Source organism: Psychrobacter sp. FME6 (genome assembly GCF_014861365.1).
GTDB lineage: Bacteria > Pseudomonadota > Gammaproteobacteria > Pseudomonadales > Moraxellaceae > Psychrobacter.
Genome location: NZ_RRYW01000097.1, coordinates 1 through 10,812, shown reverse-complemented (window position 1 = coordinate 10,812; position 10,812 = coordinate 1). Strand labels below are relative to the sequence as shown.

At 41.8% G+C, this 10,812-nt stretch carries 8 protein-coding genes; 2 read left to right on the top strand and 6 right to left on the bottom strand.

Annotation, left to right across the window (positions count from 1 at the left end):
* Positions 1-279: 279 nt before the first annotated feature.
* The 5 genes from EI162_RS11910 to EI162_RS11890 all read right to left on the bottom strand — a co-directional run bounded on the left by EI162_RS11910 (position 280) and on the right by EI162_RS11890 (position 5,689).
* Positions 280-1,599, bottom strand: a complete 1,320-nt coding sequence (locus EI162_RS11910; protein WP_192524557.1) for a short-chain fatty acid transporter — start codon at positions 1,597-1,599, stop codon at positions 280-282.
* A 556-nt stretch (positions 1,600-2,155) separates the two neighbouring features.
* Positions 2,156-2,803, bottom strand: a complete 648-nt coding sequence (locus EI162_RS11905) for a hypothetical protein (RefSeq protein ID WP_192524556.1) — start codon at positions 2,801-2,803, stop codon at positions 2,156-2,158.
* A 329-nt stretch (positions 2,804-3,132) separates the two neighbouring features.
* Positions 3,133-3,717 (bottom strand): alpha/beta hydrolase, encoded by a 585-nt coding sequence (locus tag EI162_RS11900; RefSeq protein ID WP_192524555.1) that lies wholly within the window; start codon positions 3,715-3,717, stop codon positions 3,133-3,135.
* A gap of 26 nt (positions 3,718-3,743) precedes the next feature.
* Entirely contained in the window at positions 3,744-4,640 is an 897-nt protein-coding gene (locus EI162_RS11895) for a hypothetical protein (RefSeq protein WP_192524554.1), read from the bottom strand.
* Between the two features lie 596 nt (positions 4,641-5,236).
* Entirely contained in the window at positions 5,237-5,689 is a 453-nt protein-coding gene (locus EI162_RS11890; protein WP_192524553.1) for a hypothetical protein, read from the bottom strand.
* A 376-nt stretch (positions 5,690-6,065) separates the two neighbouring features.
* Between EI162_RS11890 and EI162_RS11885 the strand changes: the two genes are divergently transcribed.
* Positions 6,066-7,265: a sugar transporter gene (locus EI162_RS11885; protein ID WP_192524552.1), complete on the top strand. Its 1,200-nt coding sequence runs from the start codon at positions 6,066-6,068 to the stop codon at positions 7,263-7,265.
* Positions 7,266-7,373: 108 nt separating this feature from the next.
* Here EI162_RS11885 and arfB read toward each other — a convergent pair whose 3' ends face one another.
* Positions 7,374-7,787, bottom strand: a complete 414-nt coding sequence (arfB, locus tag EI162_RS11880) for an alternative ribosome rescue aminoacyl-tRNA hydrolase ArfB (protein ID WP_192524551.1) — start codon at positions 7,785-7,787, stop codon at positions 7,374-7,376.
* A gap of 379 nt (positions 7,788-8,166) precedes the next feature.
* Between arfB and uvrA the strand changes: the two genes are divergently transcribed.
* The gene (gene uvrA / locus EI162_RS11875; RefSeq protein WP_192524550.1) at positions 8,167-10,719 is read left to right on the top strand and encodes an excinuclease ABC subunit UvrA; all 2,553 of its coding nucleotides are present in this window, start codon (positions 8,167-8,169) and stop codon (positions 10,717-10,719) included.
* Positions 10,720-10,812 lie beyond the last annotated feature (93 nt).

Here is a 10,812-nt window from a genome sequence, read left to right as displayed (position 1 = left end):
TATAACACCATTATTCTATCATTAAATTAATCAACACATTATTAAAACACAGCCAACAGAAAAAAGCCTCGCCTATAAAACAGGCAAGGCCATTACTCTAGGGCATGTCCTCAATCTGAACGAAATCAACTAAATGGGCTAAAAATGGCTAAATCTTGCCAAACTGCGTCAAATAGCTGGCTAATATCTTGATATTATCTGTGCTATTTTCCTTGTTTGACAGCAATTTATCTCATTTTTATTACCATTTTCAAAATGAGGACACGCCCTAGATTTTACTTACAAAAACAACAATCCTAAACCAATCACAACACCACTGACAACCAGCACAATCACACAAAAACCCATGATATCTTTGGCCTTCAATCCTGCAATTGCCAGTGCTGGTAATGCCCAAAACGGCTGAATCATGTTTGTCCAAGCATCACCCCATGCCACCGCCATGGCGACTTTTGCTGGATCACTACCAAGCATCTCTGCCGCTTCCAGCATAATTGGCGCTTGAACCGCCCATTGTCCACCACCTGAAGGGACGAAAAAGTTAACCAGTCCTGCGCTTAGGAAGGCAAACAGTGGTAGCGTATCCGCTGTCGAAACGCTGACAAAGGCTTCTGACATCACTCCCACCAAACCAGAGGCAGTCATCATTCCCATAATACCTGCATAAAACGGGAATTGGACGATGATACCACCTGCTCCTTTGACCGCCTCTTGAACCGCAATCAGATACTTGCGAGGCGTTCCGTGGAATATTATCCCAAGGAACAAGAACATAAAGTTAACCAAATCAAGCGTTAAGGAAAATCCATTTTGGACGAAGTAATAAACAATAAAAGCAAGTCCTAGTGCGCCGATAATCATTGACAAAACCCAGCTATTTTCTAAACGCTCGGCTGGTGTCATATCCGATTTGGCTGGAAGTTCTTCAACTACTGGATCAACGAGAACTTTTGGATCGACGGTAATCGTATCTTCTTTTTTTGGCATCATCAGACGGTTTAATAAAGGCACAATAATAACCAATGCAGCAATGATGATTAAGTTGTAGCTAGCAAAGATGGTTGCACTCGTTGGAATTACCCCAATTTTATCAACGAACGGATGGCCTTCTGTCGCAATAGACAATGGAATCGAGCCAGAAAATCCGGCGTGCCAAATGATAAAGCCAGAATACGCACTGGCAATCAGTAAGCGATAATCGACATTTGCAACACGCTTCGCCAATTCTTTGGCGAATAACGTGCCAATAACCAAGCCAAAACCCCAGTTGATCCAGCTTGCGGCAAGGGATACTAAAGTCACTAAGATAATCGCACTACTTGGTGACTTTGCAAGACTGGCAAGTTTGCCCAAGCCTTTTTTAAATATTGGGCTGCTGGCTAATACAAAACCGGTGACTAACACCAATACCATTTGCATAGAAAACGCCAGTAACGCCCAGAACCCTTCACCCCAAAACGCCACCATCTGTACAGGGGAGGAATCCGTTAAGCCTAAGCCCAACCCAAAAATAACCAATGTTAAAATAATGACAAATAAAAATGGATCTGGTAAATACTTTTCCATTAAGCTATTCGAGAAGCGTGTGATTCCTTTCATTTTTAAACTCCCTTTTTATCTAAATTTACACTTCATTCCTAACCTTAATGTTACCTCATTCTTACTATTTTAGCCTTAATCATTTAGCAGACAGCTATTAAATAGACAAACATTTCACATATCACTATTTCACAGACAGCTACTTTCCTGCGGCTGCACTATTGTCATAAACGACTTTTAGGTTATACCATTCACAAAAATTAGAGTAGCAAGGAAAACGAGTGCAAGTGCTACGCACTGTAGGCTAAACGAGTTTGACACGGCTAATCGTACTTTTTGAGTTTGGTATTACTGCATAAAAAAAGCCTTTGGAGAGCTAAATCACCCTTCAAAGACTTCTGGTTATTATTATACGATAAGAGATAATTATCAGCTGGTTTACTTGTTGTTGTACTCTTCGCTTTCAAAGCTACATCAATGCAAAAACTAAGCTACGCAGATTAATTCTATTTAATCAGTGTCTTATGGTTAGGGGGTTACAGTCAAAGTGATTCACTTTTTAAGATTAAAACGAGCATTAGGGCATATTATTAAAGGTCTAATATCCGAGCGCTTCTTAGGTAATGCTAGATTTTGGCAACCCATACTCGACTCTATCAATAATCTCATTACGCTGCTTAATAACAAGTCGATAACCTTTAATCACACCGTTATAGGGTAGATGAGCATGATACTTTTGATAATGCTCCTCGATACACTGTTGCACTATCGCCTCACGCTCTGTCTCACTCATCTTGGCAATATTTTGCGGTAAATGAACATTCGCCTTACTGCTAGCGACACCACGCGACATCCAATTTGCGCCCCCACTCCACGTAAAGTCAACGTCAGCTCGCAAGCTGTATTTGGGTAGTGGATAAGGATAATGTGCCAAGTCATATTCGATTTTCTCAATATCATCTGAATAAGCTTGGTATGGGATATTCAGCACCAGCAATAACGCTTTTAAGAATTCATGAGCCGTAAAATAGCTATCAACATTCTTATCATTCAACCCCAATATCTCACTAGATAAGACATGGCGCAGACGATCACAGGCGGGAATAGTATGTATTGCAGGATAGCCCATGGTTTGAACGATATCTTGCGTCCTTAGCTCCAGCTTAGCTATTTGGCTGACAGCATGTTTTGCTAACGGGTGACGCGGCGAATAACGGCGGCTATATTTGGATTGCTCAGAATTTTTACTGTTAATATTAGACATAAATGACTCCTAAATCCCGACAACAATAAATAAGATTAAGCCCAAATAGGCGAGTCAAATCAGGCATGGATAACCTTGTCGGAGAATAGGCTCATGCGCTTTACCAGAGTTATTTTATATCGTACTGGAAGTTGCAAGGTGTCCTAAGTTTTTATTGAACAACTTGGCAAACCATTAAACCCACGATAGCTTTCTTATAACGTAGTCAGTTCGATGTAAAAAAGATACAGTGCGACTGGTATTAGTTTTTTGCAGCCTCTGTCAGCGTAGACACAGCAAGCAAGAAAAATTAATACCAGTCACGCGTCAAAAAAATGTATCTAATGTATTTAGTCTTCACCATGATACGTCGCCTCATCCATCCAAACGATAGGATCTTCGCACAGGTGAACTAAGTGATACCAAATGTCACTGTCACGGGCAATCCGATGATGACCACGCTCAAAGTAATCCACTTCCCAGCTCTCAGGTAAATTGACCAGCGTGCGTCTGGCAACGGCCACATCCAAACATTCGTCTTCGACCTCAACCATGACCCGTACCATCTCAGTATTTGAGGTGGGAAATGACAGTTTCATATCAGCGACTTGTGGTATGCGATCGACCAAAACTTCATTAGGATAAATGCAAGGCGCAATCAATAGCGTACGCAAATTATATTTATGAGCGAAGTGATTGGCAAACCATCCTCCAAGTGAATGCCCTGCCAAGACCACTCGTGGATACTGCTGCATTTTTTCTTGTATTAATGTGTCATAAATATCGAAAATCTCGTTGAAATCCTCTCGATAATTGACGGTTTGGCAATATTTGGGCTCACGTTTAATACAAGTGTATTTATTGGTCTCACAGCTTGAATCAAGACCGTGAAAGAACAGTAAAAATGTGTCGTCATTTTCAATGGGAAACATCATGGCTTTCTCCTTTATTATTATTTCTTTTATTTATTAACGGTATCTTTATGTCCTATTCTTAGCCATAGACCATAGATGATCTCGGCGACCTCTTTAGGCACTGTGGTATATCCAGCGCCAAACGATGAGTCATAAACCGCAGTCATCAGCACCAAAACATCATCTACGCTATCGGCATTATCTTTAATGAGACGATTGGCAGTCTGCTCCGCCTCACTACTATATTCATCCCACATATGGTTGAAATAACAGCCCACCATGCCAAAATCATAACGATAAATCACATCTGTGATAGCGGTCATAAAGCTCGCACGCGAGTCGTCATAATGGTCAGCCCATTGCTGGTATAACTGCTGACGTATGGGCAATACTGGCGGTAAAACAGGTCGATCTTTGGGATCATTTAGTTTATCGGCACTTACAACAAATGAAGGTTTAGACCCTTCTTCCCATAACAACGGATAAGACGACGAAAACATACCTTTTTCGCACACACTCAAACGCCATACTCCCCACATCTCCTTACTAGCACAACTCATGGTATAGACAATAATTTGATTGAGATAATCACTATCATAAATGATGTGCTGGCGATCAATTTTCACGCCTTGCTTGGGTAATACATCAGTATAGGTAAAGGCTTTATCGCGCTCACTTGGCTCGACAGCAACAATCACCTCAGGGCAGTCTGGTTCCCTCTTCATCAGCTCATAGGGAGCAACAAAACTTAATGTCTCATCGCTGTTGTTCACAAAGTAAATATCATCTTCATAATCATTGATAGACTCGTTATGCAGATAAAACAGCGGAATATTTTGCTTGGTTCGTACGTTATCTTGAATGGATTTAGGCAGTTTTGATCCACCTGACCAGTGCATATCGTCTATACGTTTTGGTTCAAAAGCGTCAGTAGTGTTTGTCATAAAGTTTTCCTTAATTTTTTAGTTTTTTTGGTAGCAGCATTTTTAATTTTTTCTCAAATAAAATTTAAGTCAGCCGTGTCTATTCGCCAGTTTTTATGTGACTTAATAAAAGTAAAATGAGTGATTGAGTGTGGCTGAAGCACCATTATTTTTATTGATTGCTTGAATACATTTTTAACAAAAAAGTTCTTTATCAGCATTTTTAAAATGCTAACTCTCTTTTTTAATCATGTATTTTAGTTTTATAACAATAAGAGGTTTTGGCAGGCACAGCGGCTTATGAATAAACGAAAACAACCTTTTAAAATGGTTAAGATACATCAGTTAAGAAGTGAAGCATTGCGCTTCGGGGGTTAACATTATATCGCGTTATTTTTTCCTGACTCAATAACTATAGTATAAACACTGACAAAAATAAAGGGTCGAAAATAACGCTCACGACAACTGCTGTCGCTTAGGTTTGATGCTTATTATTCGTCAGACGGATACACCATTAATGCAGAGTTTGATGCGGTATTCGTAATTCGATGGCGAGCCATATCAAAGTCTAGAGATAAAGTGACTTTGATATGGTCCATACGCTTTTATCACAATTTTTAAGCATTGCTAGATTTTTTTAGCTTATGCTCTACTCTATCAATTACTTCATCATTCTGTTCAAAAATCAGGTGATGGCCTGTGATATTGCCATCATATGGCAAATATTTCTCATAGCGCTGACAATGCGCTAAGTCGTTTTTAATCTGCGCGATGTCGTCTACAAACGGTGTATGAGGTAACTCCAGCACCGTAAATAGCGTGGTTAAAAACTCATCGGCTGTAAAATACTTATCGATATAGCTGCCATCAAGCCCAAGGTATTTATTTGACAATACATGACGCAGGCGCTCACAGGCAGGCATGGTATGCTTTAGAGGGTAACCCATGGCTTTGACAATATCTTGCGAACGCAGCTCAAGTGTTGCTATTTGATTAATCGCGTATTGTGCTAGAAGGTGGCGTGGATGATAATGACGGGTGTATTTGGATTGGTTGGCAATGTGGTTCATGATGTTGAACACCTTAGACTCCTGTAACTCCGACAAAAAAGGTTGAAATAAGCCCAAGTAGGCAAATAAAATTAGGCACAAATGAGGATGTCGGAGTACAGGCTCATGCGCTTTACCAGAATTGTTTTATATCGTGCTGGAAGTTGCAAGGTTTGTACGCCACCATTAATTATAATAATGGCTGGCGATAACAAAACTGTTAAACCCACGATAGGTGATTCAATGATGATAGCACATCAGTTGATAGAAAATAAATACTGAAAACTCCTTTAACTATAGCCATTGAGTTGCTATCTTCTCTCCTTTTTTATATCGCCACATAATCCTGCCTCGTTCTTACGCTAATTTTTTAGCACTTTTCTAACTGTTGAACTTTATGAAACATAATCTTGAGGTGAGCTTAGACGCTCGCCGAACTCAGTATTTCCAAGTATTTTTGATGGGGGTTAGCGCCTTTATTATGAATACCACAGAATTTGTCCCAGTTGCTCTATTAAGTGATATTGCGAACGACTTCTCTATTACCACGGCAGAAACTGGCTGGATGTTGACGCTTTATGCTTGGATTGTTGCGGCGATGTCATTGCCGTTGATGTTATTGACCAGTCGCTTTGAGCGCAAACGTTTATTATTAGTATTATTTGCGGTATTTATTGCCAGCCATGTGCTATCAGTGTTTGCATGGAGCTTTCAAGTGCTGCTAGTCAGCCGAGTCGGGATTGCGCTAACCCATGCGATATTTTGGTCAATCACCGCCGCGATTGCAATACGCGTAGCACCTGAAGGCAAAAAGGCATTGGCGCTAAGTGTACTTGCGACCGGTACATCGTTAGCAATGGTACTTGGTGTGCCATTGGGACGCGTAATCGGTCAATGGTTTGGCTGGCGGGCGACCTTTGGCGGTATTGGCGTGATTGCTTTTATTGTGTTCGTTTTACAAGCAAGGCTGTTGCCAACGCTGCCGAGTATGTTTGAAGGCTCTTTTAGAAAAATTCCAGAGCTGCTCAAAAACCCATTACTCGTCTGTCTGTATCTACTTATTTTATTAGTCTTTACCGCGCACTATACCGCTTATTCTTATATTGAGCCTTTTATGCGCCAAGTTGGCTCAGTCAGTGAAAATGCCGCCACTTTTGTACTGCTATTATTTGGGGTCGCAGGGATTGTAGGCAGTATCATATTCAGTCGCTGGGGTGATCGTTTTAATACCAGATTGATGCTGATATCGACGATATTGATGCTGCTGTCTATGCTCGTGTTGCTATTAGCAGTAACGTCGGTATGGGCGCTGAGCTTGATTGCATTACTGTGGGGCGCCGCACTGATGTTGCTTATTATCTCGATGCAGGCCAAAGTTATTATGGTCGATGTCAACGCGCAAGATATGCTGATGTCGATGTTCTCAGGGATTATTAACTTGGGAATCGGTACAGGAGCTTTATTTGGTGGTTATGCGGTGACGCATATCTCAATATCAAGTGTGGGCTATGTTGGTGCGGCTATCGCCAGTGTGGCGCTGCTATTGATACTGTTTATGATAAAACGCTTTCCTGAATTAAGCAAAAGGCTTGGCTAGCTAAAAAGCTGATATTAAATACGCGTATAAAAAAATGCCAGCCACTTACATAGGCTGGCATTTTGCTTTTTGGTTTATTCAAAAAAAGTAAACTTCAAGTTAGCCTATCTAAAAATCTACCTTGCCGCGCAACGCTTTGGTCTTACCCCGTTGGGTTTTTTTATCGACGCGTTTACGTTTAGCATTTCTACTTGGTTTGGTAGGCTTACGAGTTTTATTTATGTGCGTGGCTTGTATAATAAAGCCTTGCAAGCGCTCAAAAGCATCTATTCTATTGCGTTCTTGGGTGCGAAATTGCTGCGCTTTAATAATGAGCACACCTTCTTTGGTGATTCGGCTGTCTTTACTGTCCAATAAACGCTGTTTATTGACATCGCTCAAGCTAGACGAATGGATATCAAAACGCAAATGAATCGCAGACGATACTTTATTAACGTTTTGACCGCCTGCACCTTGCGCACGTATGGCGCTAATCTCAACGTCGCTGTCATTAAGGCTAATGGTATTGCTGATAAAAATCATAAAATGCTTTTATAGATAATGGATAGATACGTTTGATCATAAACCATTATCAATTCACTCGCCACTTCTCAGCTTACCGACTTCAAAATCCGCATTGCTTAAAAGCTGTTTCTTAAACTTTATTGTTTAAAAATGATAAGTGGCCATCCGTCAGTTAAACCTCATAAATGTTATCGTTTGACGTCACTATGTCTGTCAACTGTCTGCGAAGCGTAAGCTTACCCGAAGATTATTTTTTGCCATGCTAGGATATTTTTAAATTGCCACGATACCTTTTATATTTGCTTAATTTACTACCTACTTAATAATAAAGTTCTTAGCCAGTGTTCTGCCCATATTTTTAAAACTCAAACGACAATTCGATAGGAATAAGCGTTTTATGACGAACAATAATAAAAAACCCAAAGCTTCTTTTATGACTTACCACATTCCCGCTGATAATAGCATTCAGGTAAGGGGCGCGCGGGTTCATAACTTAAAGAATGTAGACGTTGATCTACCTCGTAACGCGCTGGTTGTTTTCACTGGTATATCAGGCTCTGGCAAATCCTCACTGGCGTTTGGCACCTTGTTTGCCGAATCACAACGTCGCTACCTTGATTCAGTATCACCCTATGCCAGACGGTTAATCGATCAAGTTGGCGATCCTGATGTCGATTCGATAGAAGGATTGCCGCCTGCTGTTGCTCTCCAACAACAACGAGGCACACCATCTGTACGCTCATCGGTCGGTAGCGTGACCACCATTTCAAATGGCTTACGTATGCTCTATTCGCGGGCTGGTGAATACCCTGCTGGACAGGAAATGCTTTATGCCGATGCATTTTCGCCAAATACGCCTGAAGGTGCCTGCCCTACTTGTTCGGGTATCGGACGAGTGTTTGAAGTGACAGAAGATCTCTTGGTACCTGATAAGACAAAAACCATTCGAGAACGCGCTATTGCTGCTTGGCCACCCGCATGGCAAGGGCAAAACCTAAGCCGGATACTCACCACACTCGGCTATGATATCGATAAGCCTTGGAATACTTTACCTAAAGAAACCCGCGATTGGATTCTGTTTACCGACGATACCCCTGAAGTACCGGTCTATCCAGAATATAATCTCGAACAAGTACGCGCGGCGATTGAAAAAGGTGAGAAACCCAATTATAAAGGCACATTCACCAGTGCTAAAAACTTCGTCTTACATTCTTTTGCTACTACCCAAAGTCCACGCACCAAAAAACGTGTGGCTCAGTTTATGCAAATATCAGAATGTCCAAGCTGCCATGGTAAGAAACTAAAAAAAGAATCGCTATCGGTTAAGTTTGCCGGACTTGATATCGGTGAACTGTCTCAATTAACCCTGACTGAATTGGCACTTAAGCTTCAGGATGCTGCCCACAAAAAACTCACCGATACTACTCATGACCGAGAAAAAGCCATCGTCGCACAGCGTATCGCTAGCGTCATCCTCTTGCGTGTTGAAGCGTTAACCAAGCTTGGCTTAGGCTATTTATCGCTTGAACGCACCACACCCACTTTATCTCCGGGTGAACTACAACGCTTAAGGCTAGCGACTCAAATTCGATCTAAATTATTTGGCGTGGTTTATGTACTCGATGAACCTTCTGCTGGACTACATCCCGCGGATACTCAAGCGCTACTAGCGGCATTAGATGAGCTGGTAGCAGCGGGCAATTCATTGTTTATTGTTGAGCATGATGTCAGTGTGATTCGACATGCCGATTGGATAGTCGATGTCGGACCAAAAGCTGGCAGCCACGGCGGTGAAATTATTTATAGCGGCCCTGTAGAAGGCTTGCGTGATATATCGGAGTCGTATACTGGACAATATTTTTTTCATGGTGATTCCAAAGATCAAAAATCAAAAAGCCAGCAGCCAAGACAACCTAATCATTGGCTAAAACTTACTAACATTAAGCGCAATAACTTACAAGGTTTAGAGGTAGCGTTTCCTTTAGCGGTATTAACCACGGTGACGGGCGTTTCAGGTTCGGGAAAATCAAGCTTGGTCAGTCAGGCTTTGGTGGAGCTGGTTTATAACCAATTGGGTCAAAAAACCGTCATTGAAGCGCCTACGGGTGAGGCTGATTTACTGGAACAAGAGCAAGAAACACCGATAGGTGGAGAGATAGTTGATGGTATGGAGCATATCAAACGCTTAGTCACCGTTGACCAAAAAGCCATTGGGCGTACGCCACGCTCAAACCTTGCGACCTATACTGGACTGTTCGATCATGTGCGCAAATTATTTGCCGCCACCAAAGAAGCAAAAACACGGCACTATGATGCAGGACGCTTCTCATTTAACGTTAAAAAAGGACGTTGCCCAAATTGCGAAGGTGTTGGTTTTGTCAGTGTTGAGCTGCTATTTCTGCCAAGTGTTTATTCGCCTTGCCAAGTTTGCCATGGACAACGCTACAACGACGAAACCTTAGAGATTACTTATCAAAGTAGAAATATCGCTGAAGTGCTCGATTTAACCGTCGAAGCCGCTGCTGAGTTTTTTGTTGATGACGCCCCAATAATGCGCGCCCTAGATGCTCTGTTAAAAGTTGGACTTGGCTATCTAAGGCTTGGTCAGCCAGCAACCGAATTGTCTGGTGGCGAAGCGCAACGGATTAAACTTGCCACTGAACTGCAGCGGTCACAGCGCGGTAATACGCTATATGTGCTGGATGAACCAACGACGGGTTTACACCCTTCTGATATCGCCTTGCTCATGGCACAACTAAATGGGCTAGTTGAAACTGGCAATACCGTCATTATGGTTGAACACGATATGCAGGTTGCTAGCAACAGCGACTGGATTATCGATATGGGTCCTGGCGCTGGTGATGAAGGTGGTCTCATTGTGGCAGAAGGCAAACCTATGGATGTGGCAAAGTCAAAAGAAAGTCTTACCGCGCCTTTTTTATTAACTTAGCAAAAGCATCGATATATATTAACTTAGATTAACACACCAAGTGCAACGCTAAATTATATTATAGAACACCTGATTGGGCGTTTTAAACCCTAA

Bases quoted from the DNA above. Each gene is read 5' to 3' on its own strand.
- EI162_RS11885 (WP_192524552.1), top strand. From the start codon at position 6,066: ATGAAACATAATCTTGAGGTGAGCTTAGACGCTCGCCGAACTCAGTAT.
- EI162_RS11905 (WP_192524556.1), bottom strand. From the start codon at position 2,803: ATGTCTAATATTAACAGTAAAAATTCTGAGCAATCCAAATATAGCCGC.
- EI162_RS11890 (WP_192524553.1), bottom strand. From the start codon at position 5,689: ATGAACCACATTGCCAACCAATCCAAATACACCCGTCATTATCATCCA.
- arfB (WP_192524551.1), bottom strand. From the start codon at position 7,787: ATGATTTTTATCAGCAATACCATTAGCCTTAATGACAGCGACGTTGAG.
- EI162_RS11895 (WP_192524554.1), bottom strand. From the start codon at position 4,640: ATGACAAACACTACTGACGCTTTTGAACCAAAACGTATAGACGATATG.
- EI162_RS11910 (WP_192524557.1), bottom strand. From the start codon at position 1,599: ATGAAAGGAATCACACGCTTCTCGAATAGCTTAATGGAAAAGTATTTA.
- EI162_RS11900 (WP_192524555.1), bottom strand. From the start codon at position 3,717: ATGATGTTTCCCATTGAAAATGACGACACATTTTTACTGTTCTTTCAC.
- uvrA (WP_192524550.1), top strand. From the start codon at position 8,167: ATGACGAACAATAATAAAAAACCCAAAGCTTCTTTTATGACTTACCAC.